The 25,127-nt window shown below is 51.9% G+C and carries 27 protein-coding genes; 13 read left to right on the top strand and 14 right to left on the bottom strand.

Annotated features, from left to right (window positions below; all coding sequences use genetic code 11):
* The first annotated feature begins 304 nt into the window (after positions 1-304).
* From B156_RS32650 to B156_RS0121040, 4 genes are all read left to right on the top strand, one after another.
* On the top strand, positions 305-544 hold the full coding sequence (locus B156_RS32650) for an HNH endonuclease family protein (RefSeq protein WP_084757824.1): 240 nt from the start codon (positions 305-307) through the stop codon (positions 542-544).
* A gap of 153 nt (positions 545-697) precedes the next feature.
* Positions 698-1,468: a DUF5958 family protein gene (locus tag B156_RS0121050; protein WP_018621764.1), complete on the top strand. Its 771-nt coding sequence runs from the start codon at positions 698-700 to the stop codon at positions 1,466-1,468.
* Between the two features lie 139 nt (positions 1,469-1,607).
* On the top strand, positions 1,608-3,350 hold the full coding sequence (locus B156_RS0121045) for a cryptochrome/deoxyribodipyrimidine photo-lyase family protein (RefSeq protein ID WP_018621763.1): 1,743 nt from the start codon (positions 1,608-1,610) through the stop codon (positions 3,348-3,350).
* Between the two features lie 52 nt (positions 3,351-3,402).
* Positions 3,403-3,675, top strand: coding sequence for a hypothetical protein (locus B156_RS0121040; protein WP_018621762.1), 273 nt, complete (start codon positions 3,403-3,405; stop codon positions 3,673-3,675).
* Positions 3,676-3,683: 8 nt separating this feature from the next.
* Here B156_RS0121040 and B156_RS0121035 read toward each other — a convergent pair whose 3' ends face one another.
* The 3 genes from B156_RS0121035 to B156_RS0121025 form a co-directional block, all read right to left on the bottom strand.
* Positions 3,684-4,178 (bottom strand): YybH family protein, encoded by a 495-nt coding sequence (locus B156_RS0121035; protein ID WP_026260962.1) that lies wholly within the window; start codon positions 4,176-4,178, stop codon positions 3,684-3,686.
* Positions 4,179-4,201: 23 nt separating this feature from the next.
* Positions 4,202-5,926: a M14 family metallopeptidase gene (locus B156_RS0121030; protein WP_018621760.1), complete on the bottom strand. Its 1,725-nt coding sequence runs from the start codon at positions 5,924-5,926 to the stop codon at positions 4,202-4,204.
* 152 nt (positions 5,927-6,078) lie between these two features.
* A complete protein-coding gene (locus B156_RS0121025) occupies positions 6,079-7,653 on the bottom strand; it encodes an amidase family protein (protein WP_018621759.1) in 1,575 nt (524 codons plus the stop codon).
* Between the two features lie 305 nt (positions 7,654-7,958).
* Between B156_RS0121025 and B156_RS0121020 the strand changes: the two genes are divergently transcribed.
* Positions 7,959-9,551, top strand: coding sequence for a serine hydrolase domain-containing protein (locus tag B156_RS0121020; protein ID WP_018621758.1), 1,593 nt, complete (start codon positions 7,959-7,961; stop codon positions 9,549-9,551).
* Between the two features lie 104 nt (positions 9,552-9,655).
* Here B156_RS0121020 and B156_RS0121015 read toward each other — a convergent pair whose 3' ends face one another.
* The 3 genes from B156_RS0121015 to B156_RS0121005 are packed head-to-tail and all read right to left on the bottom strand — an operon-like array spanning position 9,656 to position 13,456.
* Positions 9,656-11,908 carry a xanthine dehydrogenase family protein molybdopterin-binding subunit gene (locus tag B156_RS0121015; RefSeq protein WP_018621757.1) on the bottom strand — a complete coding sequence of 751 codons (2,253 nt, stop codon included), beginning with the start codon at positions 11,906-11,908 and terminating at the stop codon, positions 9,656-9,658.
* Positions 11,909-11,912: 4 nt separating this feature from the next.
* Positions 11,913-12,914, bottom strand: a complete 1,002-nt coding sequence (locus tag B156_RS0121010; protein ID WP_018621756.1) for an FAD binding domain-containing protein — start codon at positions 12,912-12,914, stop codon at positions 11,913-11,915.
* Positions 12,911-13,456, bottom strand: a complete 546-nt coding sequence (locus tag B156_RS0121005; protein ID WP_018621755.1) for a (2Fe-2S)-binding protein — start codon at positions 13,454-13,456, stop codon at positions 12,911-12,913. The genes B156_RS0121010 and B156_RS0121005 overlap by 4 nt, the downstream gene beginning before the upstream one ends.
* Before the next feature lie 193 nt (positions 13,457-13,649).
* Between B156_RS0121005 and B156_RS0121000 the strand changes: the two genes are divergently transcribed.
* Positions 13,650-14,210 (top strand): hypothetical protein, encoded by a 561-nt coding sequence (locus tag B156_RS0121000; RefSeq protein WP_018621754.1) that lies wholly within the window; start codon positions 13,650-13,652, stop codon positions 14,208-14,210.
* Between the two features lie 72 nt (positions 14,211-14,282).
* Here the strand turns inward: B156_RS0121000 and B156_RS0120995 are convergent, their stop codons facing one another.
* Both B156_RS0120995 and B156_RS0120990 read right to left on the bottom strand, forming a co-directional pair.
* The gene (locus B156_RS0120995; protein WP_018621753.1) at positions 14,283-14,714 is read right to left on the bottom strand and encodes an energy transducer TonB; all 432 of its coding nucleotides are present in this window, start codon (positions 14,712-14,714) and stop codon (positions 14,283-14,285) included.
* Between the two features lie 172 nt (positions 14,715-14,886).
* Positions 14,887-15,993, bottom strand: a complete 1,107-nt coding sequence (locus tag B156_RS0120990) for a class I SAM-dependent methyltransferase (protein ID WP_018621752.1) — start codon at positions 15,991-15,993, stop codon at positions 14,887-14,889.
* A gap of 69 nt (positions 15,994-16,062) precedes the next feature.
* On the opposite strand from B156_RS0120990, the gene B156_RS31515 reads away from it, so the two are divergent.
* Positions 16,063-16,263 carry a hypothetical protein gene (locus B156_RS31515; protein WP_157627122.1) on the top strand — a complete coding sequence of 67 codons (201 nt, stop codon included), beginning with the start codon at positions 16,063-16,065 and terminating at the stop codon, positions 16,261-16,263.
* A 68-nt stretch (positions 16,264-16,331) separates the two neighbouring features.
* Here B156_RS31515 and B156_RS29625 read toward each other — a convergent pair whose 3' ends face one another.
* The gene (locus B156_RS29625; protein ID WP_018621751.1) at positions 16,332-16,574 is read right to left on the bottom strand and encodes an L-rhamnose mutarotase; all 243 of its coding nucleotides are present in this window, start codon (positions 16,572-16,574) and stop codon (positions 16,332-16,334) included.
* A gap of 93 nt (positions 16,575-16,667) precedes the next feature.
* On the opposite strand from B156_RS29625, the gene B156_RS0120980 reads away from it, so the two are divergent.
* The 5 genes from B156_RS0120980 to B156_RS0120960 all read left to right on the top strand — a co-directional run bounded on the left by B156_RS0120980 (position 16,668) and on the right by B156_RS0120960 (position 19,117).
* Positions 16,668-16,946: a type II toxin-antitoxin system RelE/ParE family toxin gene (locus B156_RS0120980; RefSeq protein ID WP_018621750.1), complete on the top strand. Its 279-nt coding sequence runs from the start codon at positions 16,668-16,670 to the stop codon at positions 16,944-16,946.
* Positions 16,947-16,956: 10 nt separating this feature from the next.
* Entirely contained in the window at positions 16,957-17,295 is a 339-nt protein-coding gene (locus tag B156_RS0120975; RefSeq protein ID WP_018621749.1) for a HigA family addiction module antitoxin, read from the top strand.
* A 23-nt stretch (positions 17,296-17,318) separates the two neighbouring features.
* A complete protein-coding gene (locus B156_RS0120970; RefSeq protein WP_026260960.1) occupies positions 17,319-17,642 on the top strand; it encodes a HigA family addiction module antitoxin in 324 nt (107 codons plus the stop codon).
* Positions 17,643-17,738: 96 nt separating this feature from the next.
* Positions 17,739-17,990: a HigA family addiction module antitoxin gene (locus B156_RS29620; protein WP_018621747.1), complete on the top strand. Its 252-nt coding sequence runs from the start codon at positions 17,739-17,741 to the stop codon at positions 17,988-17,990.
* Positions 17,991-18,259: 269 nt separating this feature from the next.
* Positions 18,260-19,117, top strand: a complete 858-nt coding sequence (locus B156_RS0120960; RefSeq protein WP_018621746.1) for a hypothetical protein — start codon at positions 18,260-18,262, stop codon at positions 19,115-19,117.
* A 324-nt stretch (positions 19,118-19,441) separates the two neighbouring features.
* On the opposite strand, the gene B156_RS30450 is transcribed toward B156_RS0120960, so the two are convergent.
* The 5 genes from B156_RS30450 to B156_RS0120935 form a co-directional block, all read right to left on the bottom strand.
* Positions 19,442-19,783 carry a recombinase family protein gene (locus B156_RS30450; protein WP_018621745.1) on the bottom strand — a complete coding sequence of 114 codons (342 nt, stop codon included), beginning with the start codon at positions 19,781-19,783 and terminating at the stop codon, positions 19,442-19,444.
* 225 nt (positions 19,784-20,008) lie between these two features.
* Positions 20,009-20,323 carry an L-rhamnose mutarotase gene (gene rhaM, locus B156_RS0120950; RefSeq protein WP_018621744.1) on the bottom strand — a complete coding sequence of 105 codons (315 nt, stop codon included), beginning with the start codon at positions 20,321-20,323 and terminating at the stop codon, positions 20,009-20,011.
* A 90-nt stretch (positions 20,324-20,413) separates the two neighbouring features.
* Positions 20,414-21,580: a glycoside hydrolase family 88/105 protein gene (locus B156_RS0120945; protein ID WP_018621743.1), complete on the bottom strand. Its 1,167-nt coding sequence runs from the start codon at positions 21,578-21,580 to the stop codon at positions 20,414-20,416.
* A gap of 127 nt (positions 21,581-21,707) precedes the next feature.
* Positions 21,708-23,120 carry an FGGY-family carbohydrate kinase gene (locus B156_RS0120940; protein WP_018621742.1) on the bottom strand — a complete coding sequence of 471 codons (1,413 nt, stop codon included), beginning with the start codon at positions 23,118-23,120 and terminating at the stop codon, positions 21,708-21,710.
* A gap of 125 nt (positions 23,121-23,245) precedes the next feature.
* Positions 23,246-24,520 (bottom strand): sugar isomerase, encoded by a 1,275-nt coding sequence (locus B156_RS0120935; RefSeq protein WP_018621741.1) that lies wholly within the window; start codon positions 24,518-24,520, stop codon positions 23,246-23,248.
* A gap of 131 nt (positions 24,521-24,651) precedes the next feature.
* On the opposite strand from B156_RS0120935, the gene tnpA reads away from it, so the two are divergent.
* Positions 24,652-25,095: an IS200/IS605 family transposase gene (gene tnpA / locus B156_RS0120930; protein WP_026260959.1), complete on the top strand. Its 444-nt coding sequence runs from the start codon at positions 24,652-24,654 to the stop codon at positions 25,093-25,095.
* Positions 25,096-25,127: the final 32 nt, after the last annotated feature.

Genomic DNA, 25,127 nt, shown 5'->3' with positions numbered 1-25,127 from the left:
GGAAAAAGTATACGGCGATCAGGCCTACAACGGTGTATTCAAAAAAGCACTTGGGGAATGGAGTATTGATTTTGAAAAAGCTTCGCGAGCGGAGTCAGCGAAAGGGTTTGTTCCAGTGGCAAAACGGTGGGTGGTGGAGCGGAGTATTGCTTGGACAAACTTCTTCCNTCGGCTAGTAAAAGACTACGAACACACGCTGAGTTCATCAATAAACTGGCTTTATTTGGCTAACATTCAGCTAATGCTACAGAGAATACCCTCAGAATCAAGCACCTAATTCCCCAACACGCTCTTAGAGTTTCCTATTGCCATTCAAGAGAACTACATATATCGCCTGGGTAATTATACCTTACTGGAAGAAGATAAGAATCGCGATTGTGGCACTAAGGATTTTTCAGAGAAAAAAGACATATACCGTACAAGCCAATATTCTCTATCAAAGAGTATAACGGCTGATGTATGGACACCTAATACTCTGGAAAAGAGACAAGAAAGATTGGCGAAGGCGGCAACTTCTATATGGCGTTTGTCTCAACTGGATTAGCACTTTCAGTAATTTAGGTAGTTAGAAGTGACTGCCTTTGCGAACATTGGTAGTTTTCGATAATCTTCTGCTTGTTCATTCTCATAATCAAGATGAAACGAAAAAGTGGCAAAAGATAATCTCGTTTATTCCTCTACACCAAACCACTGACTCATGAGCCTGGAAGATGAATTAGTAATCATTCAATTCGCGCAGGGTATTTATCCCAAGGCCGACTTGCTGGACAGCTTCAGGCAACTGGATGAGGCTAAGAAGTGCAAACAACTATTTGAGGTAACGGCTTTACTGAGACAACTAAAACTTACCGACGCTGATATCGAACAAGTCAATGCCCGTAGTTCATCAGAAACGGCATCTAGCCCTTTTCTTATTCAGCGTCCCAAATTGAGCAAGGTCGGTTTACGAATAAATATGGCCTTGGTTGAGCTTAATAGCTCGTATTCCATTCTGCTTGATTTATTCAAAGATGCCTATCAGTGTTCTTTTGAGCAGGAAAAGAACTCCTCAGAAAACTGGATTTACCAGGACTTATCGAACGATGAAATCGTACAGGGCATCTTTACGCAGCGCGACATAATGATTGAAGATCTTTATAGTAGCACCAGCTTCAGGAGCGAATTTATCAGCTTAGCCAAATTGTGGCACAAAGACCGTATACTGAAAGAGGAACTACACCGAAAACCGGAACCTGCTGATGAGCCTCAATCGTACGTTAACTTTGTGAGCTACGATGAAGTAATGACAACGTCCATCCCGGTAACCGCCATCAGTAAAGAGTTACGGGCAATAGACATCCTGCTCCATTCGCTTCAAAAAGCCACGTCAATTCGATACAAACTTGAACCTGACCAGGCGAGCCGATTGGTCCTGAATGTTCTGCGACGCCATCTATGGGAAACGTACAATATGCAGCTCGACCAGTAGTCAGTTCCCTCCCAAATACTCAGCCGGGCGAAAGAGCCGAAACGGGGGTACCAGTCGGACGGGTAATGACTCCATTCCAAAGCTGAACAAATTGCCTGTACGGTTGATTATAGGTCATCAAGACAGCCTTCTACTTCCAATGGTAAGCACCCCGGACGAACGACCGGCTCTGAACATACTCTGGTTCAAACGGGACCTGCGTTTACGGGATCACGCTCCGCTGAAGGCCGCCATTGATGCCTGTAAGCGAGGCACTCCGCTCCTGTTGCTTTACTGTTTTGAGCCGTCGGTACTTGCTGACCCCAATTACGACCTGCGCCACTGGCGGTTCGTTACGGAGTGCCTGACCGACCTTAACCGCCAACTGGCTGGTGTTACGCTACTCAACCCCGACGAGCGTCCGCAATACATTCCCCTGGTACACGAGTGGCTACCCTTCGTTTTTGCCGATGCGTTGATACCCGACGAACCAGTCTGGGCAGACCTGATACCCGGCCCAACCCAGGTGTGGCTATTCCAGCGCGAAGTGATTGATGTGTTGCAGGCCTTGCAGGGGAGATATACCATCAACACCCTTTTCTCCCACGAAGAAACGGGCCTGCGGGTTACCTACGAGCGCGACAAAGCCGTGGCCCACTTTTGCCGTAGCGAAGGCATCGCCTGGCGGGAATTTCAGTCTAACGGGGTTATCCGGCGACTGGCCGACCGCGACGATTGGGTGGCCCGCTGGCAACAGACGATGCGCGCCCCTCAGGAGCAGGCCGATATGGAAGCCTGGCTACCGGCCCTGTTGGATGACAACTGGTTTGCAGCTGAAAGCGGGCCCGACCTGCCCGCAGTCTTGCAACAGCCGGATGCCGCTTTTCAGCCGGGGGGTGAATACAACGGGCACCGGTACATGCAGTCTTTTCTGGCTGAGCGTATCGCCCTGTACGCCAGGAGTATCTCCAAACCGCTGGAAAGTCGCCGGGGATGCAGCCGGTTATCCCCCTACATCGCGTGGGGATGCCTGAGCATCCGGCAGGCGTTTCAGGCGCAGCTGGAAGCCAAAACGGCCCGGCAGGAACGGGGCAAGAAAGGGATGGCGGGTCAGTACGCGGCCTTTGCCTCGCGGTTGCGGTGGCATTGTCATTTCATCCAGAAATTCGAGAGCGAAGACCGGATGGAATTCGAGAATGTGAACCGCGCCTTCGATGAAGTACCTAAAAATGATAACCCGGCGCACTACCTGGCCTGGCAAACGGGGCATACCGGCTACCCCATGGTGGATGCCTGCATGCGCTGTTTGAACCAGACGGGCTATATTAACTTCCGGATGCGGGCTATGCTAACCTCCTTCCTGACCCATCATTTGTTCCAGCATTGGCAGGAAGGCGGCTGGCATTTGGCCCGCGTATACACCGATTTTGAACCGGGTATTCATTACGCCCAGATTCAGATGCAGGCAGGCATGACCGGTACCAATACGGTACGGGTGTACAACCCCGTGAAGCAATCGCACGACCACGACCCGGACGGTATTTTTATCCGGCAGTGGATTCCCGAACTGGCAAACTGCCCCACGGCTTATATCCACGAACCCTGGACGATACCCCCGCTGGAGCAGGACCTGTACCATTTTCACCCCGGCATTGACTATCCCGCGCCCATCGTCGACAGTACGCAGACGGGCCGGGAGGCCCAGCGAAAACTTCAGGCACCCCGGCGTACGGACGAGGGTAAGACCGAAAAGGAGCGCATTCTAAAAACGCACAGCATACCAGGATCGAAGCCACTACGGCCGACGAAGAAAGGGACGAGGAAGGACAAAGAAGTGAACAAACTGGTCAAAAGCAGCAAACCGGATGGCTCATCAGAAACCCTGGCGTTACCGTTTGCGTAAACCGTTCCAGGCAATTGGTCGTATCTTTACGAAGCATTAAGCACACTGCCCCATGTCCACCGTCCGAAAATCCAGTAATCCCGCCGATATTCCTGCTTACGATAAGGTATACTGGTGGGCAAAAACACCTCAGGAACGTCTGGCGGCTGCGCTTAAACTCATCCGTCGGGCTAAAGCCATCTACTACGCCAACCCCAAAAACCCACCGTTAGGCAATGGAGGACAGGTACTTAAATCTGATAAGCCGATTGGGCACCCAAGATTACCGAGCTTACTCCCGCAGGACTTGCTCGACCTGAAAAATCGACCGGGTCAGGTTGACTAACGCCCCCTTCACTTGCCACAGGCGGCACTACCGGAGCAAGCCAAACTAACGAACAGCTCGGACTGGATTTTCCAGCCTTCGTCCGTTTTTCGCCACATAGACAGGTACGAACCACTGATGATTTGAATACCGTCGGGCCGGCGAAAACGACCGGTCCAGTGTCCATGTTCCGCAGCCATCGGTCCTATGCTACTCACCTGAATACTATCCGTCTGCCGGACGTATCCCAGAAAATCGGGGTCGTTGAACTGGCCGGCCACCGAAGCCAGTACCGAATCCCGGCCCGTTACATGTGACCCACTCCCCCGCGTCACCTCAATGTCCGGTAGCATCGCCTGGCCAAACCCAGTCAAATCACGGGCCTGAATCGCCCGGTTCGACTGCATCCTGGCGGCTAGAATAGCAGTTTTATCGACAGAATCAGCCGGTTTGTTTTGGGCTGACAGGTAGTGCGAAAAAGCTAACAGCATGAGCAGTAGTGGGCATATCGGGAAACGTTTCATAGTGGACGGAGATACAGGCTGCGTTAATTTATCCGGTAAACGGGATAGCGATTATGCGTTTTTTCGTAATAGGGCGTCTGCCGGTAAATGAAGTCCAGCTGCGCGTTGGCGTTTTCAGCGAAGGCTTTATCCGCAGCCTTTTTCCCGTCCAGTTGTTTCTGTAGCGCCGGATCTTTTCGCAGCAGTTCGGCAGCAGTTTCTTCAAAAATATACCCGGAGAAATACTCTTTCTGGTCGAGGATGCTATCGAAGAAATTCCACGCAAAAAACGAATCCACGCCCTGTGGTTCAAGCGTCTCAACGATATATCGATTGGTAGCCTGATTTGTAAGGACCAGGTAGTCACCTTTGTAGCATTGAATTTGTTGCGCTTCCGTTCTGGTGTTAACCCCCGTGTGCAGGTAATGACCTTCGTACGGGCGTTGCGGGCTTTTGTAATCGGTAATGTAATAGACGGACACCGTCAACAAGGTATCTTTCGGGAGAACCTGCATCACTACGCCGTTCCGCTTCAGTTCATTTACCACCTCCGGCCACGACTGCGGGATAACGTAGGCACGGGGCTTTTCAACCTGTACTTCCACCCCAAAATTATTCAGGTACGGCACCCGCTTCGTGAAGGGTTTCGACCGGTCGTAGTAGAGCCGTTTCAGGCCCGACACCTCGCTGGTTTTGTAGGAAGCCTCGTATCCCAGAAACGTAACGGAGTCGACTTTACTGCGGTCGAGCGTGTAGCTCAGCGGCACCGTTGTCTGCTGCCGTACTGCTTCATTCGCCCGTTGCTGATTGGCGAGAATGGTTTTGGCTTCCCGCTCACACAGCCGCAGCACGGCTTCATCGAATGCGTAGGACGCCCTAACCCGTGCCGGGTAGGCTTTCCACATGTGCGTTTCCAGCGTAAAGCCAAAACAGTTGAACAGAGCCGCGTAGCCCGTTGAATATCGGGGTGAATCGTTGTAGCCAATCAGGCCGTTTTCGGGGGTGTCGCCGGGGTGGTTTACGTACGGTGCCGGAGGAAACCCCTTTGCAGCCAGCATTTTATCCAGTTCCGGCTGGAAAGTCTGCGTCATAAAACCCGATATGGCCGGATGGAGCTTGTCTTTCTGGGTGGCAAAATAGGTCAGCACGTGTTGATAGTCGGCCCCGTTGCTGGTGTGGTTGTCGATAAACACCTGTGGTTTCAGCGACTGGTACATCGTTTGAAACGCCTGCGTGTTTTGGGCTTCGGCTTTAATAAAATCGCGGTTGAGGTTCAGGTTGCGGGCATTCCCCCGAAAGCCGTAGGCGTCCGGCCCGTTCTGGTTCACCCGCGACACGCCCCGGTTCAGCGCGCCCCCCACGTTGTACACGGGTATGATGGCCAGCAGTACATTTTTGGGCAGTTTACCCGACTTCAGTACATCCCGCGCCAGCATCATACAGGCATCAATGCCTTCGGGTTCGCCGGGGTGGATGCCGTTGTTGATGAGCAGGGTCACGCGGTCGGGCCGACTGGTAAACTGCTGGTCGGCGGCTACTAAGAACAGATGCAGAGGCTTACCAACGTCCGTTTTACCAATCTCCACCAGTTTGGCCTGCGGATACTGCTTATCAAGTTGCTGATACCAGCTTATTATCTGAGCGTAGGTAGCAGTCTGGTTCGTATCCCGCTCGAACGGAGTCAGGTTTGGCAGGTTCGTCTGAGCGAAAACGGTCAGGGGTAAAAACAGGCACAACGCCGTTTGCCGGAACAAAGAATATAGGGTCATAAACTCAGGAAAATGCAAGGGATACAACTATAACCGCGACCGACGCAAAGGGTGCAGGGAAAGCTTTGCGGCTTCAATTCTGTAAGCGGGCGAGTTGAATCGCCCGCTTACAGAATACCTGAAGGTCAACATATGCATGTTTCGCCAGATAGTCACTTCGCGTTCTTTTTCCGCTTACCTAACACCGGCGTACTGGCGGGCGGATGTCGGTGGTGCGTAGCCTGCTCATAAGCGTAAGCCAGTTTCACAAGGGTTGGCTCACTGAACGGCCGACCGAAGAACTGCAACCCCGCCGGTAAGTCATCGTAGGTAAAGCCCATCGGGACGGAAAAGGCGGGAAAACCCGTTGGGGGTGAAAGTGCGTTGTTGTTCGTGCCCGACGGCGTGTTCAAATCGCCCAGCAGCCGGGGTGGGTAACTGAACGAGGGATACACCAGCACATCGACACCTGTGGAATCCATCGCGCGCAGGAGCAACGTACGCAACCGCTCCCGCAACCCCATATTTTTTTGCCAGCCTTTATGCGCTTCGGGAGCCAGCGTATCGGCGTCCGCTTCCGTCAGTGTTTTTTCGATACTGGGGTGAAACTGCTTCGACTTGATAATGGAGGCCAGGCTTTTATGCGGAGCATTCGGCCCCAGGTTAGCCAGGTAGAGGTTAAAATCGCGCCGTAGCTGCGGAATGGTATCGTAGGATTTATTGATAGTATCCAGTTCCGGCACCCGCACTGAATCAATGATAGTAGCTCCGGCCGCCCGTAGTTCGTCGAGGGCCTTGTTGAACAGGGCGTACACCTGCGGGTCTGAATTCTTAGGCATAACGAGTTGCCGGAATACCCCAATCTTCGCTCCTTTCAGACCGTCTTTATCCAGAAACTGCCGGTAGGTGGCCGGAATTTTACCCTCGCTGCGGTGCGTCACGGTATCCGCTTTGTCGTAGCCCGCAATCACGTCCAGCACCCGAGCGGCATCTTCCACCGTCCGGCAGATGGGCCCGCCCGTATCGTTGGTCATGGCCAGGGGTGCAATCCCATCCCGGCTCACCAGCCCCAGCGTAGGACGAAACCCGACCAGACTCTGGTGCGAGGCTGGCCCCCGAATGGAACTCCCGGTGTCGGTACCCAGGCCAATGGTGCCAAAGTCGGCAGCTACGGCAGCGGCCGTCCCCCCACTCGACCCCGCCGTGGTCCGTTTAGTATCATAGGGGTTTCGCGAATAGCCCGGCAGGATAGAACTAACCGACACCTGCCCCGACGTGGCAAATTCGGCCAGATTAGACTTGGCAATGATGATGGCCCCGGCGGCCCGAATGCGTTGAACAACATACGCATCGTTGGGCGGAATACTTTTTTTCATCGCCAGCGTTCCGTTGGTCGTTGGCATATCGGAGGTGTTGTAATTATCTTTCACGATGACCGGTATGCCGTGCAAGGGGCCAACGAATTTACCCGTGATTTTGTAGAGCGAATCAAGCCGACGGGCTTCGGTCAGGGCATTGGGATTCACCAGAACAAGGGCGTTCAGGTAAGGGCCCTGCTTGTCGTAGGCGGCTATCCGGTCGAGGTACAGCTGCACCAGTTGAACGGCCGTCAGTTTACCGGCTTGCATGGCTGTTTGCAGTTGCTCAATAGTAGCCTCGCGGAGTTGTTTGGGTTTATATGACTGACCGCTGAGACTCCCGGACAGACTGAGAAAAGTAAGCAGGCAGGCGAGTATTCGTATTTTCATGTTGAAGAAGAATGGTAGAAAGAAAACTAACCTGGTTAAACCGAATAATATACGGCGTAAGAAACAAAATGCCAATTTTTCTGTATAAACATACGGCTCAGGGCTTATTATTCGGCAATTGCCCCTGAAAAGTTTAATTTCCCGTTCCAGGTAGTGCGTACTTCAGTCTGCACTCTGCTACCTTAACATCAGGTTACCGACGGACTGAAGTCCGTGATACCATCAATAGAAGTCAAACCGATTCAGTAGGTAACTGGCTAACGGTTGTTTACTCTATTGCAGACAATAAATCCTGAAAAGAAACGATGAACCTTAACCGCAGAGATTTCCTCCGGCAACTGGGCTTCGGTGCCGCTGGCCTGACTCTTATCACCACCCGGCCCGTATCGGCCTGGACCGTACCCACTAAAACGGGTCAACTCCCCCGCAGCCTCCCCGAAGCGCAGGGTGTGGCACCCGGTGGCCTGCTGGATTTCGCTACTACCATTGATGCAAAGCAGCTTAATGTACACAGTGTCATGGTGCTTCGGCATGGGCAAGTGGTGGGCGAAGGCTGGTGGGCTCCCTACGCTCCGCAATACAAGCACACACTTTATTCGCTCAGCAAAAGCTTTACCTCGTCCGCCGTGGGCATGGCGGTGGGTGAAAAACGGCTGACAGTGGAGGATAAGGTCATATCGTTTTTCCCGAAAGACCTGCCCGCTACAATCAGTCCTACTCTGGCGGCCATGCGCGTGAAGGATTTGCTGACAATGAATACGGGGCATGATAAAGATTCGACCCCGGCGCTCCGCGAGGGGCCAGATGGCAACTGGGTCAAATCCTTTCTGGCGCTGCCGGTCGAGCATGAGCCGGGTACATTTTTCGTGTACAACAGTGGCGCCACGTATATGCTCTCGGCCATTGTTCAGAAACTGACGGGGCAAACCGTACTGGAATACCTGAAACCGCGCCTGTTCGCGCCATTAGGTATCGAAGGTGAAGACTGGGAAGTATCGCCCCAGGGCATCAACACGGGCGGCTGGGGCCTGCGGCTCAAGACGGAAGACATTGCTAAATTCGGGCAACTCTACCTGCAGAAAGGCATGTGGAATGGCAAACGGCTCCTGTCGGAAGCGTGGATAAACGAGGCCACCAGCAAGGAGGTCCCCTCAAAAGGCGGCAAGGGCGATGCCAGTGTAAATGACTGGATTCAGGGCTACGGCTATCAGTTCTGGCGGTGTCGGCACGACGCGTACCGGGGCGATGGTGCCTTCGGTCAGTACTGCATCGTACTCCCCAAACAGGATGCCGTGGTGGCTATAACCTCCGAAAGCGCCGATATGCAGGGTATCATGAACGCCGTTTGGGACCATATCCTGCCCGCGCTTGAAGGAACGGGCCTATCGGCGGCTAAAACCACCCAGGCGGCACTGACCCAGAAACTGGCTACACTGGCCCTCCCCTTCCCAAAAGAAGAATCCTCTTCCCCGATGGCGAGTAAGATTAACGGTAAAACCTTTACGTTTCCGGACAACGCGATGCACGCCAAATCGGCATCGCTGAGCTTCGGCAAGGATGGCTGTATCTTCAAACTGACCGACAATCAGGGCGACCATCAGGTAAACTGCGGCCTCAATCGCTGGATCGACACCACCACTACGTTTCCCATTGCGCCATTAACGCTGACCCCCACGATAGTACCCGGTGGCGACACCCGGAAGGTAGCCGCTACCGGCACCTGGCAGGATCCAAACACGTTTTTGATGACCTGGCGATTTATCGAAACCGCCCATTACGAAACGGTCACCTGCCGGTTTAGCGCCGACACCATGCAGGTAGAATTCCAGAAAAGCCTGACCAAAATCAACGGCTCGAAAGATACCCGCCCGGTGCTGGCAGGGCGAGTAGTAGCATAACGGCTTTCGGTATAAGGGTTATGGTTTTCGGTTGGCTGACGCGGGAATGTATTGATGCGTCAGCCAACCGAAAACCGTAAACCTTATACCGTAAACCATAAACTTTATAACAGCTTATCCAGCGTGATGGGTAGGTTCCGGATGCGCTTGCCGGTGGCGTGGAAAACGGCGTTGGCAATGGCCGCGGGTACGCCCACCAGCCCGATTTCGCCCAGTCCTTTCACGCCCAGCGGGTTCACAATATCGTCGTGTTCTTCCACGAAAATAACATCGAGGGCCTGCACATCGGCGTTGACGGCCACGTGGTATTCGGCCAGATTGTGGTTCATGATCCGGCCAAACTGGTGGTCCATCACACTTTCTTCTTCCAGTGCTTTACCGATGCCCCACACCATGCCACCCAGTATCTGGCTGCGGGCGGTTTTCGGATTCAGGATTCGCCCACCGGCAATGGCACTGACGATTCTGGTTACCCGTACCGTCCCCAAATCTTCATCTACGGTCACTTCCGCAAAAACCGCCGAATGGGCCGAGCGGGTATATTTCCGCTGCTTCAGTATGTTGGGGAACCCCGTGGAGGTATGCCGCACTGCCGCACCACCATTCGAATCGACGACAGACTGTAGTGAAACCGCCATTAACGAGTCCTTCTTCAGTTGAATCATTTTATCGGCAAAAACGACTTCATCAAACAATGCACTGGCAAAGGGCGAATCGGGCATTTTGCGGGCGAGTTTGAACAGTTTTTTTGCCAGTCCTTCGCAGACCGTTTTCACCGCCGTACCCACCGTTGCCGCCGTCCAGGAGCCGCCCTGAATAGGGGCAGCGGGCATATCTGTATCGCCAAGCTTGAAGGTAACATCGTCCAGCGACATACCCAGCGTATCCGCGGCAATCTGCGTCATGATGGTGTACGTTCCGGTACCAATATCGGCGGTGGCACTGCTTACGCGCAGCTTACCATTCACCAGCAACGCGGCTTCGGCCCGGGCGGGCATCTGGTTCGCTTCCCAGATTCCGGTAGCCATACCCCCGCCAACCAGTTGGTGCCCATCCCGCATGGAGCGCGGCTCCGGATTGCGTTTCAGCCAGCCAAAGCGTTCGGCCCCCTGCCGGAAGCATTCCCGGAGTTCTTTGCTGGAATAGGGAAGGTCGGCAAGCGGGTCACGGTCAGTATAATTCTGCAACCGGAATTCGACCGGGTCGATACCGGCTTTAAAGGCCAGTTCATCCACGGCACATTCGAGGGCCGACATGCCGGTTACACCACCCGGTGCCCGCATATCCAGCGGTGTGCTTACATCGAGCGGTACAAGCTGGTGGTCAAGCGTCACGTTCTCCGGTGGGTAGAGCATACCCCCGTAGTTAACAACGACTTCGGTATAATCCTCAAACTGCGAGGTTTCGCTAACGGCGCTATGGTACAGCGCCGTCATATCGCCCTCGGCCGATGCCCCTAGTGCCACCGTTTGAATGGTAGCGGGGCGGTGCCCAAAGGAAAACATCTGCTGGCGGGTGAGTACAACTTTCACCGAACGTTTCAGATTCTGAGCGGCCAGCATCGCCATAAAAAGCTGATACTGGGGACGAAGCCCTGACCCGAAGCCGCCCCCCACGTAGGGTGATACAACCCGGATATTCTTAAAGGGAATGTCGAATACCTGAGCGGCATATAAGATACTGTTCGTTACACCCTGCGTTTTATCGTACACCGTGTACTTCCCTCCCGACTTGCCGCGTCCCTTTTCGAATACCACCGTTGTAGCAAACATCTCCATCGGGTTATGATGCTCCATGCCATGTACATACTCCGCCGTTACCTGATGGGGAGCCGCATTGAAAGCTTCCTCGAAATTACCTTTGGGTTTGGGTGGCGGTGGCTTCAGTAAGGTAGCCATTCCTGAGGATGCCTTTCGCGCTTTATGTCGATTGGCTTCCAGGTCGCTCAGGTGCGCTACCTGCTCGTACTCAACCGTTATCAGCGAGGCTGCGTACCGGGCCACCTCAAACGTTTCGGCAATGACCAGGGCAATGGGTTGGGCATCATAGCGAATTTTTGCATCCCGCAGCGGTCGAAAGGGAGACCCCGGCGGGGCGTCCTGGTCTTTGTAGTTTATATCGAACCAGGCCAGCTTGGGCCGGTTTTCGTGCGTAAACACCTTTACTACCCCCGGCAGACTCAGCGCGTCCTGCGTGTTGATCTTTTTTATTTTCCCTTTGGCGATGGTGCTGTTCACGACGTAGCCGTGCAGCAGGTCCGGCGTATCGAACTCAGCAGCGTACTTCGCCTTGCCCGTCACTTTGTCCAGGCCATCGAGCCGGTTTATTGGTTTTCCAATGTATGGTTGTTGGGTCATGGGGTTAGTTCAGTTTAGCGGCCTGAGCCAAAGCGCGGACGATGGCGCGTTTGGCCAGTTCTAGTTTAAAAGTATTGTGCCCGTATCCCTGCGCCCCATCCAGCATGGCATCCGCCACAGTTTGAAACACATCGTTACTGGCCGATTTCCCATGCAGCATCGCTTCCACTTCGGGGCGTCGCCAGGGCTTGTGGGCTACGCCACCCAGCGCGATCCGGGCATCGACAATTGTTTCGCCCTCCATCTCCAGGGCAGCCGCTACCGAGACCAGCGCAAAGGCGTAGGAAGCTCTATCCCGCAGTTTCAGGTAGGCGTAATTTTTTGAAAATCCGTTGGCGGGCAGGTCAATTGCCGTGATGAGTTCACCGGCCTCCAGCGTGTTGTCTATCTGGGGTGTATCGCCGGGCAACCGGTGAAATTCCGCAAAGGGAATCGTCCGGTCGCCGTCGGGTCCGGTTACTTGCACCGTCGCTTCGAGGGCGGCAAGGGCCACGCACATATCGGATGGGTGGGTGGCAATGCACTGCACATCGCCGGTTGGTGAGCCAGTACCAAGAATGGCATGAATCCGGTTATACCCGTTGATGGCCGAACAGCCGGAACCAGGCTCCCGTTTGTTGCAGGGTGTGGCTAAGTCGTAGAAATAATAACAACGCGTCCGCTGCATCAGGTTGCCGCCATCCGTAGCCATATTACGAAGCTGGGCCGATGCACCGGCGAGTATAGCCTCCGCTAATAATGGGTAATTTTTGGCTACTTTATCATCATACGCCGTGTCGGCATTAGTTACCAGGGCTCCCAGCCGCAACCCGCCATTTTCGGTGTCGGTAATGGTAGTCAGGGGTAGACGGTTAATGTCGATCAACCGCGTGGGACGGGCCACATTTTCCTTCATCAGATCGATGAGATTTGTACCTCCTGCAATAAATGCAGCGGTTGATTCGTCGGCGCGTTCGGCCACGGCATGCGTTACGCCGTCGGCCCGGGTATAGGCAAAACTGTTCATGCTGCGTCGGGTTGAGGGTTCATAACGGATTGAATGGCATCCACAATGTTGGTATACGCGCCACAACGGCAGATATTACCACTCATCAGTTCCCGAATATCGTCGGCGGTTTTGACGTGGCCTTCGTTCATCATCCCCACCGCCGAGCAGATTTGCCCCGGCGTGCAGTAGCCACACTGAAATGCGTCGTGGTCCATGAATGCCTGTTGAATGGGATGCAAGCCGTCCTTCCCGTCGGCATCTTTCTGAGACAGCCCTTCGATGGTGGTAATCTCATTCCCGTCCTGCATGATAGCCAGCGTGAGGCAGGCGTTGATGCGTTTGCCGTTCACCAGCACCGTACAGGCCCCGCACTGACCGTGGTCGCAGCCTTTTTTTGTGCCGGTGAGGTGCATGTATTCGCGCAGGGCATCGAGCAGTGAGGTCCAGGGAGCCAGTTGTAGTTCTGTTTCGGTACCATTGACGGTTAGTTTCACCGTATGCATGGCGGGCAGCGAAGGCGGTTGCTTCATTGGCGGAGCAGCTTTTTCCGTAAGGGTCATAATCAATTGGATTGAGTCTACTGATTTTATATAGTATCAAAACCCCATGAAGCCAGGGTTGTTTATAAAAAACCGTCTATTCGCGTACTATTGGCTAAAGCCTGAACAGCTTCTATTAAATGATTGATTAAACGGCAGGCAACATACGGCTTGATGGGCAAATCCGTTATCAGGAAAATACCTGATCATCCGCATGAAACCCCTCCTGATTCTCCTCGTTTTCACCTGCTTTTCAATTATATCAGCATCCGCCCAAACCGGCGCTAACCGGCCATATAGCAACAGTTTTAGCAAAGGAAGCTGGCAGGCTGGCACACGCGTCGGCCGTCAAGGGGGAAATCTGATCGGGACTCGAAATACGCTCCAGTTGCACGCTGGTTACTACCTGATTAACAAGCTGGCGGTGGGCTTGAGTACTACGTGGGCCAGGGAGGGGTCTAAATCCTTTACGGGTCCCTTTGCCTTCCAGGATGTCACCGCAGGACCTTACCTTCGGTACCAGTTTACGCGTACCCGACTCTCGCCCTTTATCGACGCATCGTACCAGATAGGCCAACGAATGGCTGGGGAAGGCTTCACGTCAGGAAACCAGGCGGTGAGTACAGGCTATATCAGTCCTGGGGTAAGCATTGGCGTTACGCCCTTTCTACGGGCAGAAGTAAACTACCACTTTCAGTGGCTGAACGCTGGCTACGGTACCGGGTATATCGGTCAACCCCAGGTTGGTCTTACATACCTGTTCGCAAAAAACTAGCGATGTTGCCCGCACTATCCTCCGGAATGCGTTTGCCGTTTTGTACGGCACCGGCCAACCGGGGAAGTCACCTCACCGTCCGCTAAAGTTGATCGGTAAATTATACTTGACATTGACCGCCCGGCCCGCCTGTCTGCCGGGTTTCCAGGCAGGCATCTGCTGCACCAGGTTCACGGCTTCGGTTGCTTCAGGGGACCCCTGCCGGTTCAGGGCGGCAACCTCTTCAATTGCCCCCTGATCGGTGACGATAAAACTGACGAACACTTTACCAGTCAGCGGCTTGCTGGTAGTATCCTTTAGCTGACGCACCCTGTTTTGCATGAACGACTGATACGCCTTCATACCACCCACAAATTCGGGTTGTTGTTCCACCACGGTAAATACCGTTTTCTCGCGAGCCAATTCGGTTGGTGCCTGAGCCAGGCCTACGCGACTAGTCAATAGTAAACTCAACAGCACGCAGCCCGCAAGATTGGTACCCTGAAAAAGCGACTTGGTTTTCATTGGTTGATGGCAAAATGGTGTGTCTAATTTTGCAGGACAAGAATAAAGTAAATTCAGCGCAGTTCAGCCCGTAGAAATACGGATTTTTATACGGCATTGACGCCCCCACCCCATAATTACACACTGGGGTACCGGCATTCCGTCGGGCCGCACCCCGGAAACGTAAAATGAATTATCCCCCGGCGGCACCATCCAGGCTAAGGCCCCTAAGACGCTGGTCGGGGACCCCTTTCTGTTGAATCAAAACCTTGAATTTAGTGCCCATATCGACCAGTAAGGTCTGCCGTAGCCGGGCCACGTTCCGGGCGGCCTGTACGATGTTGGTTTCCCCGGAAAAGGCCTGCTCAATTAAATCGGTAATGCCCAGGGCCAACAGAAAATGGCATTGATCGGTCAATCTGCCTGTAATCAACCCGGATTTGGCGCCCCAGTGGGCTAAGGCCGAAAAATTAATGTACGTGGTTATGTCCTGGCAACCAATGTGCTCATATAGACTGGTATTGACCGTATGGTTCCGGTAACAGCGCAACGTTCCCTGACTCCGGCTGGGCTTATACAGCTCCTTGGAGTCAAACCCGTAATCAATGGTCATCACGTAGCCCCGTTTCAGGGCGGTGCCTACGGTCTGGATCCAGCGAACGGCCTCCAGATTAATTTCGGTGCGGTACCCGGTCGGCAGGCAAACACCCAGTTCGTTCAGGTAATGGGTCAGTTCCAGGGATGCGGGTTGTAAAACCTCCCGAAAGGTTGTATCATACTCCACAAATACTTCCATCAACTGCTGATTCATCACCACGGGGTGAACCGCAAAGGTATCGACCAGTTCATTAGAGAGGATACAGCCCGTGATTTGGGGTAGCTCGTCAATCGACTCGTGCCAACTCACTTTCTGGGCGGGTAAATGGCTTCGTTCAATGGCCCGCATGACCGGACTTTTTTCAATGATGCAATAGCGTAAGGAATCGTATAAGCTGGAATTGTTTTTCAGGTACAACAGGATATCGGCGCATAGGGCACCGGTACCGGCTCCATATTCAACGACGGTAAAGGGCTCCCGGCCCAGGATGTCCCACATTTCTTCGAGTTGTTTACCAATTAGGGCACCAAAGACGGGGGTTAGGCAGGAACTGGTAAAAAAGTCTCCCGTGTGGCCAATCTTGGTAGCGGGTGATGTGTAGTAGCCTAAGTCGGGATAGTAGAGGCACATCTCCATGAATTCTTGAAACGGAATGGGCCCCTGCTGCTTTATTGTCTGGATGATCCGTTCGGCGAGGGTCATAAGCTGGCGTAAACCCCAGAAACTCCACCGGATTCATTGGGTTAGGGTAGCTGACCAAAAAGTGAGCGAGTGGACTTTGTACCAGCCCAAAATAGCCTGACCGATTCAGGAGGAAACAAGACGCTGAAAATTCCCATGCCTGGCAACCGCTTACGAGTAGCCAGGCATGGCAGGTTGGTACGAAGCAACTGGACCAGCTTACTAATTGGGCGCAGAGAAGTAACCCTCGATGATGCAGGGGTCATCGACACAATCCGGATACCACCGTAGGGGCTGGAACCTGACTCTTGTTGAAATAAGCCCGTTATAGCTTACTCAGGGGCCAGGCCTGTTGGCTGTTACGCCTGGTGAAATACCCGCTCCAATGGTATAACGACCGGCGAGTTGTCGGGGTTGGTTTCCATCAAATCGGCCATGTACAGCCACCACCGCTGCATAACGGGTAGGTTTGGCAACGTATCAGCCGTATTGGTATTCGTCTTTTTCTGAACGGCAAACAGTGTGCCGGTGGCCCGGTCCAGGTAAATGGGATAATCGCGGATGCCCGCGTTGACAGAGAACAAAAATTGAATAGTACCCATGCCTCAATCTGGTCATCTACGTGCGAAAACGACCTGTGCTAAACAATAGGTGAATTACTTGACACCCGTTACGGAACGTGTTACATTTGAGTAATGATAAGAAGTATCAGTAGCAAGCCTTTACGCCTGTTTCACCAGAAAGACGATGGCTCAAAACTCCCAGCGTCGCAATTGGGAAAAATAGGCTTAATCATGGGTTTGCTTGATGCGGCCGCGAAGCCGGAGGACATGGATTTTCCCGGTTCTGGACTACATAAATTATCAGGAGAATTAAACGGTTTTTGGGCCGTTAAGGTCAATGCGAATTACCGAATTATCTTCAAATTTGATGATGAAGGCGTTACCGACGTTGATTACCTGGACTACCACTAGAACGAAAAATATGAATATGGAAGACAATCGCGTGAAAGGCCCGATGAAGACCCCGCCCCACCCTGGCCAGATCTTGAAGGGCTTGTATTTAGAACCCCTCGAACTATCCATAACGGATGCTGCTAAAGGCTTAGGCGTGACGCGGAAAACGTTGTCGCAGCTAATCAATGGCCATCATGGAATTACGCCTGAAATGGCTTTACGCCTGTCTGAAGCCTTTAACACGACTCCGCAAGTTTGGCTAAATATGCAGCAGAATTTTGATTTACGTCAGGCAGAGAAGAAAGAGAAGAATTATACGGTGCAGCGCTTTTGGCAGTCGTCGGATGCTGGAATGCAGCCAGTTTAATTTGAAGCTAGGAGGGTAAGATCATGCTAAAACGAACTTTGCCACCAGTACACCCCGGCGAGATTTTGCGGGAAAATTATATTAACGAGCGCCATTTGACGATTACTGAAGTCGCTAAAGGCTTAGGCGTTGCACGGGCCAATCTATCAGCCATTGTCAATGAACGGGCCGGAATAAGCCCTGAAATGGCGGTGAAACTATCCGAAGCGTTTGGCAATACCACCCAATTTTGGGTCAATTTGCAAAAGAACTACGAAGTGTGGCATGCAGAAAAAAAAGTAAATCGTTCGACCGTTCGCCATTTTTGGCAAGATGGACAAGTTTGCAAACCGCTTAGCCGTCACTAAGACAGGAGAAACAGACTATGGCTTTATTCGCCCCGCCCACCCCGGCGCACTTATCCGCGAGACGTTAGAAGGCATCTTTGAAGAATCGGGTAAAAAATGACTGTTTCGGAAGTGGCGACCGGCTTGGGCATGACCCGCAAAACGTTGTCAGCCATTATCAACGGCAAGCAGAGCGTCACACCTGAAATGGCCATTTGCTTAGGTGCCGCTTTTGCCAACACTACGCCGGAATTTTGGCTAACGGTGCAGGAGAATTACGATCTTGCCCAGGCCCGGCGCAATGTAGATGTCAGTACCATTAAAGTATTTTGGAGTCCAATTGGACTTTCCTCACAACATACAATATAGAAATTTATTAAATGAGTTATTGATCCGTGAGTAAGTCTGTAAATTTTATAGCTGATTGGTGTGGCTTTAGAGATCATTCGGCAACTCCTATTAAGCAACAACTTTACGAACTAATTCACGCATCAATAATGGCAATCATAAGACCAAGATTAAATTTAAAGGGGATTATCGTTCTTACGTTTTATAAAAAAGCAACCGTTGGATAAATTCAGGCTAATTTTAAATTAAATATCAATTAATATTCTTTAATATTGGCAAACCCCATACTTATGAAATATCATACATTTATACTACTTTTCATTTGTTCTTCAGTAGCTTTCGGCCAAGAAGAAAAAAAATCATTAATAGGTACATATTATTGGATCAACTCAGTTGTGCTTGAAGCTGCAACTCTCGATGGTAAGCCTGATACTCAGGCTAAAACGGTCACTTCGATTCCAAACCAGTATTTTAAAGTTATAAAGGAAACCAAGAATGATGATAAAGATTGGGCTATAATTGAAATCATTCCCTATAATAAAGGAGTAGAAAACTTTTATGAATACAATGTCAAAGGTGGCGTAACTGCATACAATAGTCTAAGCAATGAAAAAAAAACTGCTGGCGAGTATACAACAGTTTATTTTAGAGTTGAGCCCTCTATCGTCAGGCTACATGCTGCCCAGAGAATTCCTGCAAGTTTTGTGTTTGGCCTTATTAATTTTCCTTTCAAATTTAGGCCACAGTATGGCCGGAATGACTTTGCTGGTGCTTTTAATTTCGGAGCCGGCTTAGGTTACAAACTTGGTCACAAAGGATCAGTTAACACAACCGTTACTATAATAAATGCTTATAGTCTTTCTAATATAAATATTGATGCTCCGGCAGTTACTAGAAACTCAGCCGATTTAGAGAAAACTAATAATTATTCCGGTTTATCAATATCATTAGGCTTAATGGCAGAAAATAAAAGGGTTCAGGCAGGAATCTTTACTGGGATTGATATTTTAAGTAATGTAAATCAAACTCAGTTTGGTTGGCATTACCAAGGTAAGCCTTGGATAAGTATCGGTTTTGGGTATTCTATTTTTTCAAATGATAAACCTAGTGAAGAAACTGTAGCTAAACAGCCAAACCAAAAACCCTAAGTTATACCTAACATTGCTAGCTCCCCCTACTTAGGCGGCTATAAAGACGCTGTAACTGTACGGCCTGATACTGATTACCCTTCGGCGTTTTAAAGCTATCTGTGTTCAATTTACGGACAATCTCCGACCAACTATAACCCTGCTGTACAAGCTGCTTTATCATGGCACTGGCCGGGCGGCTGTGGCTATTGTCTGCGGCCTGGGTGGTGATCGTAGCATGACCTAACCGGGCGGCTCGGCCTGTTTTAAACAACTGGCTTCCTTTACGCCACTGGTCGGAACGCTTTACTTTCTGAACCAGTGCGCCGGTCGTGCGGATACTTATTAATTCCCGCTCTCGACCAGCAAGGGCAATGTAAATTTATCCAGGTTGGGAATGTCACAACTTTCCAAGCGTCCGGCCAATTCCCGATAGATGGCTAATGCCTGTTCCGTGTTGCGGCTTAATCGGTCAATCTTGGCCACCAACACAGCGCGTCGCTCTTTACACAACGTTAACGCCTTCATCAGTTCGGGCCGGTTGAACACGTCCTTCCCGTTCTGCAAGTCGGTAAACTCGACTATGATCGACTTGTCATGGTAAAAGTGTTCGACGTAAGCGCGTTGGGCATCTAAGCCCAAACCGCTTACGCCCTGGCGTTTAGTGCTGACGCGGTAATATATCACATACAGGGAGGGGAGGCAACAGCTCGTTTCATGGGCTGAACATAGCCGAACGGTCTAGTTTTACAAACATATGACGTTGGTTATACGTTTGTAAAATTCATACCTCGCGAATACCTTTTTTAAACGCCCGTTTTTTGGCAAGCTCGTTAATTTGAAAAGCTTTTCCAAAGTGCCCACACCAATGCCTGGCCTGACAAGCGTAGTAACACTCGGCCCATCCACCCATCATTCCTGGTGAAATACCCGCTCCAATGGTATAACGACCGGCGAGTTGTCGGGGTTGGTTTCCATCAGGTCGGCCATGTACAGCCACCACCGCTGCATTACGGGTAATTCCGGCAATGTTTCTGCCGTATGGGTATCCGTCCTTTTCTGAACGGCAAACAGGGTGCCGGTGGCCCGGTCCAGGTAGATGGAATAATCACGAATACCTGCGTCGGTCAGTACGCTGGATAGCTCCGGCCAGATTTCATCGTGCCGACGCTGGTATTCAGCCTCCACACCGGGTTTCAGTTTCATCGTAAACGCAATTTCTTCCATGGCAGTAGTCGGGTTTAAGGTTTACAGTTTTTGGTTTACGGTGGCTGACGCACGAATTGCAACGATGAACCATAAACCCAATACCGTAAACTATTTCATTTTACACAGTTCCGTTCCCGCCAGCAGGAAGCAGCCGAGACCGTAATCTTCGAAGTCGGGCTTACTGTCGTAGGTAACGGGCTGGCCGTCTTTGGGTTCTTTGCCGGTCCCCTGCACGTAGCCCAGAAAACCATTCGGGTGGACTGATTCGGTCGCCATGGCGTTCCAGGCTTTGGCGATGATGGGCCGGTATTTTTTCCCGTCGAGCAAACCGTGGTTAACGCCCCAGGCCATTCCGTAGGTAAATAAAGCCGTTCCGGTCATTTCTTTACCGCCGAAATTATCAGGGTCGTGCAAGCTCACGTTCCAGTAGCCATCGGGGCGTTGCAGAGGTGGTAACGCCTGCATCATTTCCAGAAACGTTTTTTCGTACTCGTCCCGGTGGGCGGCATTTTTTGGCATGATATCCAGCACCCGTACCAGAGCAGCCACTACCCAGCCATTCCCCCGCGACCAGTAACAGTCCTGCCCATTTGGTTCTTTGTACGGCGGCACAAAATCTTTATCCCGCCACCACAACCCATCTTTAGGATTGTACAGCCCGTTGCCGCCCTCTTTCGTTTTTGTATGCAGGTACATCTGGTACATTTTCTCGTAGTAGGGCGACGTTCCGGCACTATGTCCGTTGTCCATTGCCCCCAGCTGGGCAAATACCGGCATCGCCATTTGCAGAGCATCCACCCAGGTCCAGTCGTTTACTTTATCACTGTTCACCATCGCGTCCATGGACGCTTTAATGTCGTGAATGCGTTCCGGTTTGGCCCGGCCAACAGCCTGGTCTATCTGATACAGATCGATGTAGGTTTGCCCGCAGCACTGGTCGTCGGCATTACGTGTGTTAGTACCACTTCTCAATCCCCACTGGTGTTTTTCGCCCCAGTCAACGGCGTAATCGAAGTACCGCTTCTGTTTGTCGATACCGTACAGGGCCATTAGTCCTTCGTAATAGACGGCCCGGGTCCAGATGTTGCTGGGGCGGGTTTTGTTGGTCACGATTTCCTTGCCCGGATCAGGCCAGGTTTTCATAAAATAATCGTTTGCCAGGGTCATTCTGGCCACGATTTCTTTTTTGGCAGGGAGTTTCTGAGCTGGTGCCGTGAAGACAGTCAGGGTACAAAGGAGCAGCAAACTGCGGTTTATAAACCGTTTTCGTTTCATGTATTTTCTGATGGTTATAGGCGACAGGAGGCACGCAACACCGGGTTAAGCTAATGTTGAACCCGGTGTTGCATACGTCCTGGTCAAAAGCACTGATTGGCAATTGGTCTTATCCCAAAATAGCTGGTCAATGGACTGCCGGGGGAGCCGTGTACTTTTTCAGGGCGACACAGTTGTCGGGAATCGGCTGGCTATTCCAGTGCTGATGGATGGCCAGGGCAGCACCCAGCGCCGACGCCTGCGCTACCGATGCGGCATATACCTCGATGTCCGGAAAGGCAATAGCCAGCAGATTCATGTAGATGGGGTTGTTGCCAAAACCACCGTCAACGAAGATGCGCCGGACGGGCGAGTCGGCCAGTACCAGCGACGTTGAGATGAGCTGCTGGGCCATGATGTCGAGGATCAACTGGTGATAGGCTTCCCCGTAATCGGTAAATGCCGACAGGTCGCGGTCGCGGAACAGGGAGCCGTGCATGGAAATAAGCTGATCGCCTTTACCTTCCCGCTCCGTAGTCACCTGCGCTACACGTTGACGCAACCGATTGATTAATTCTGGATTATACGACACTTTCTTATACGCATCCACCGGCACCTGAAAATGGCCGGCCAGCCGTTTTACCTGCTGCTCATGTTCATTCCCGGCAAACAGCCGCGACGCCTTTACGGGCCGACCTTTGTAGTGCATGAATGTCAGACAGTCGTATTGTAACTCCTCGGGCGTGAGGGGATTGCTGTTAAACGGGTTCATGCTCACGCACCAGGTACCGGTCGATATGAGTACGAAGGAGCCAGCGTCGCCCTCCTCCTGAAACGAAGCCAGATACGGAATTAATGCCGCCGAACTGTCGTGCAGTCCAACACCCACCTGTACCCGGTTCCCATCAATTGTAACGGGCACCGCTGAATCCGAGGCCGTAATTGGAGCCAGATACCGTTCCAGCTTTTCCCGACCGACCCACGCGTGGTAGGCCTGCCGGTCAAAATCCCAGAGCATGGTATGACACCCGATACTGGTCAGGTCAGAGACGGGCTTGTTGTTTATCAGAAAGCTGATGTACTGCGGCAGGTGGAGGGAAAAGGCCAATTTTCTCACTACGTTCGGCTGCTCGTATTTCAGTCGATACAACTGAAGGCCGGAATTCAGGTTACCCAGCAATGGGGAAGCCGTTTGCCGGGTAATGTCGGCTTCGGTCCCGTAGGTGTCGAAAAACTGACGTTGCAGCGGAGCCGGGAACACCTTGAGGTAACTGTACAGCGGAGTCAGGGGTTGCCCCGCCTGGTCGATATGTACCAGACTGGCTCCGTAAGCCGAAATATTTACTGCTTTCACCGAATAGTCGGGCAATGCCAGTACTTCGGCCAGGGAGGCAGTTACCCAGCTTTTCAGCTGGTGTACGTCGTCGCAAAAGTCGCCGTCTTCATCCGGTATCTCCACAAAACTCTCCGACTTTTCCCAGACAATCTGATACGTTTCGTCGAAGAGAAACAGCTTTTTGTTGGTCTTCCCAATATCGAAGATGGCAATAACTGGCGTCATTTTGAAGGAATGATGAATTATGAATGATAAATTATGAATGATAAATGAATAATGCGGTTTCACCAGTCAGCCATCATCGCTCCGGTAACGTTGCCATCATTTATCATTCATAATTCATCATTAGTTTACAGTCCCGTTGCTACTGTTTTGGCACCACGTTCGTCGATGAGTTGCTGACGGACGTTTAGCTGGCGGTATAGGGCCAGTGGGTTCAGAGAGGCCCCGGCCCGGCGTCGGGCTTCGGCCACCAGCGGGCGAACGTCGGTTCGGAAAGCATCCTGCAAAATTTCCTGCGCCCGAACCGCGTCGTTGGCTTCGCGGGCTTCTTCCAGGGCGTCCCGGTCCACCAGCAACGCCTGTGCGTAAGCCAGCTGAATGGCTTCGACCGATTGCAGCAGGTCTTCGAGCGGGTCTTTTACGTTGTGGCTGGCATCAATCATCCAGCCAAGGTCTTTGGCGTGATTCATCCCTTTTGCATCCAGTCCGTCGACCAGTTCGGTAAAAATCAGAAAGAGCTGGTAGGGTTTGATGCTACCCGCCGTGAGGTCGTCGTCCCCGTATTTGGAATCATTGAAGTGGAATCCACCCAGTTTGCCCTGATGCAGCAGAATAGCCACAATCTGTTCGATGTTGGCGTTGGGCAGGTGGTGACCCAAATCCACGAGGGTATAGGCTTTGGGGCCGAGTTTGTTGGCGTAAAGGAAGCTGCTGCCCCAGTCGCCTACGGTCATCGAATAGAAATTGGGTTCGAACGCTTTGTACTCGACAAACAGTTTCCAGTTGTCCGGCAGGGCCGCATAAATCGCTTCCAGACTCGACAGGGTACGGTCGAACGCTTTTCTGAAATTAAGCTGCCCCGGAAAACACGATCCATCCGACAGCCAGACCGTCAGCGCATCGGAACCCAGGGCCACGCCATGTTTAATTACTTCGATGTTGTGGTCGATGGCCTGTTGCCGTACGGCGGGGTCGGTGTGTTGCAGGGAACCAAACTTGTAACTCTGTTCAGCCCCGGGCTGGTCCTGAAAAGTGTTGGAGTTTACGGCATCGAAGCGGAGCCCGTACTGGCTGGCCAGTTGCTTAATGGCTCCCGCATCGGTTGGAATATCCCACGGAATGTGCAGGGAAATGGCTCCACTGGCCCGGTTCAGGGCGTGAAGCAGCCCCACATCGGCCATTTTCTCTTCCAGTGAACGGGGTTCTCCCCCACCCGGAAAACGGCCAAACCGGGTACCGCCCGTACCCAGTGCCCAACTTGGAATAGCAATTTGAAAATCAACCAGTTTCCGAATAATGGGTTCGGCCGTCGCTACCTCCTGCGTCCAGTACGATAGTTTACGCTGGTGCGCTTCCAGTTGACTTTGGTTATAATCGGCAATATAATCGGGTTGGAGGTTCATAAGGGTTTAGAGTCTATGTATCCACATTATGGAAATTCCGTCTTATTATCAGCCCACACATTCATGTGTGGGTTTGAAAAAACAGGTTTATTATATCTTGAACCGTTTTAACGGTTTTTACCCATTCACCTATGAGTCACTCTAAATCAAAAGTTTGGGTCCACGCCGTTTTTTCCACAAAAAACAGACAGCCACTGATTCATACTGCCATTCGTCCGGTCGTGCATGACGAATTGACAAGTCAACTCAGGGCTATGGACTGTTCTGTTGATTGCATCGGTGGCGTTGCCGACCATGTGCACATCCTGTTCCTGCTCAATCCCAAAAAATCAATGGCCGATCTGATGAAACAGATGAAAGGCGGTAGTTCACATGCGTATAATCAGGTCAAATTAACAACGACACCCTTCGCCTGGCAAACGGGTTACGGCGCTTTTTCAGTCAGCGAATCGCATGTTCCGCGTGTTCGGGCCTACATTTTAAATCAGGAGGAACATCACCGTACCGTTACGTTCATGGATGAATACCATCGATTTATGGCTCATTATGGATTACCGGGTGATGACCTCGTTTGATTCATAAAACCGTTAAAACGGTTGGCAAATAG

The organism is Spirosoma luteum DSM 19990, from assembly GCF_000374065.1.
GTDB lineage: Bacteria > Bacteroidota > Bacteroidia > Cytophagales > Spirosomataceae > Spirosoma > Spirosoma luteum.
Note: the sequence above shows the minus strand (reverse complement) of the source record. Positions and strands in the feature narration are given on the sequence as shown.

What these genes read in the sequence shown, in the direction of transcription:
- B156_RS0121050 (WP_018621764.1), top strand. Translation starts at nt 698, where the DNA reads ATGAGCCTGGAAGATGAATTAGTAATCATTCAATTCGCGCAGGGTATT.
- B156_RS0121045 (WP_018621763.1), top strand. Translation starts at nt 1,608, where the DNA reads ATGGTAAGCACCCCGGACGAACGACCGGCTCTGAACATACTCTGGTTC.
- B156_RS0121040 (WP_018621762.1), top strand. Translation starts at nt 3,403, where the DNA reads ATGTCCACCGTCCGAAAATCCAGTAATCCCGCCGATATTCCTGCTTAC.
- B156_RS0121035 (WP_026260962.1), bottom strand. Translation starts at nt 4,178, where the DNA reads ATGAAACGTTTCCCGATATGCCCACTACTGCTCATGCTGTTAGCTTTT.
- B156_RS0121030 (WP_018621760.1), bottom strand. Translation starts at nt 5,926, where the DNA reads ATGACCCTATATTCTTTGTTCCGGCAAACGGCGTTGTGCCTGTTTTTA.
- B156_RS0121025 (WP_018621759.1), bottom strand. Translation starts at nt 7,653, where the DNA reads ATGAAAATACGAATACTCGCCTGCCTGCTTACTTTTCTCAGTCTGTCC.
- B156_RS0121020 (WP_018621758.1), top strand. Translation starts at nt 7,959, where the DNA reads ATGAACCTTAACCGCAGAGATTTCCTCCGGCAACTGGGCTTCGGTGCC.
- B156_RS0121015 (WP_018621757.1), bottom strand. Translation starts at nt 11,908, where the DNA reads ATGACCCAACAACCATACATTGGAAAACCAATAAACCGGCTCGATGGC.
- B156_RS0121010 (WP_018621756.1), bottom strand. Translation starts at nt 12,914, where the DNA reads ATGAACAGTTTTGCCTATACCCGGGCCGACGGCGTAACGCATGCCGTG.
- B156_RS0121005 (WP_018621755.1), bottom strand. Translation starts at nt 13,456, where the DNA reads ATGACCCTTACGGAAAAAGCTGCTCCGCCAATGAAGCAACCGCCTTCG.
- B156_RS0121000 (WP_018621754.1), top strand. Translation starts at nt 13,650, where the DNA reads ATGAAACCCCTCCTGATTCTCCTCGTTTTCACCTGCTTTTCAATTATA.
- B156_RS0120995 (WP_018621753.1), bottom strand. Translation starts at nt 14,714, where the DNA reads ATGAAAACCAAGTCGCTTTTTCAGGGTACCAATCTTGCGGGCTGCGTG.
- B156_RS0120990 (WP_018621752.1), bottom strand. Translation starts at nt 15,993, where the DNA reads ATGACCCTCGCCGAACGGATCATCCAGACAATAAAGCAGCAGGGGCCC.
- B156_RS29625 (WP_018621751.1), bottom strand. Translation starts at nt 16,574, where the DNA reads ATGGGTACTATTCAATTTTTGTTCTCTGTCAACGCGGGCATCCGCGAT.
- B156_RS0120980 (WP_018621750.1), top strand. Translation starts at nt 16,668, where the DNA reads ATGATAAGAAGTATCAGTAGCAAGCCTTTACGCCTGTTTCACCAGAAA.
- B156_RS0120975 (WP_018621749.1), top strand. Translation starts at nt 16,957, where the DNA reads ATGAATATGGAAGACAATCGCGTGAAAGGCCCGATGAAGACCCCGCCC.
- B156_RS0120970 (WP_026260960.1), top strand. Translation starts at nt 17,319, where the DNA reads ATGCTAAAACGAACTTTGCCACCAGTACACCCCGGCGAGATTTTGCGG.
- B156_RS29620 (WP_018621747.1), top strand. Translation starts at nt 17,739, where the DNA reads ATGACTGTTTCGGAAGTGGCGACCGGCTTGGGCATGACCCGCAAAACG.
- B156_RS0120960 (WP_018621746.1), top strand. Translation starts at nt 18,260, where the DNA reads ATGAAATATCATACATTTATACTACTTTTCATTTGTTCTTCAGTAGCT.
- rhaM (WP_018621744.1), bottom strand. Translation starts at nt 20,323, where the DNA reads ATGGAAGAAATTGCGTTTACGATGAAACTGAAACCCGGTGTGGAGGCT.
- B156_RS0120945 (WP_018621743.1), bottom strand. Translation starts at nt 21,580, where the DNA reads ATGAAACGAAAACGGTTTATAAACCGCAGTTTGCTGCTCCTTTGTACC.
- B156_RS0120940 (WP_018621742.1), bottom strand. Translation starts at nt 23,120, where the DNA reads ATGACGCCAGTTATTGCCATCTTCGATATTGGGAAGACCAACAAAAAG.
- B156_RS0120935 (WP_018621741.1), bottom strand. Translation starts at nt 24,520, where the DNA reads ATGAACCTCCAACCCGATTATATTGCCGATTATAACCAAAGTCAACTG.
- tnpA (WP_026260959.1), top strand. Translation starts at nt 24,652, where the DNA reads ATGAGTCACTCTAAATCAAAAGTTTGGGTCCACGCCGTTTTTTCCACA.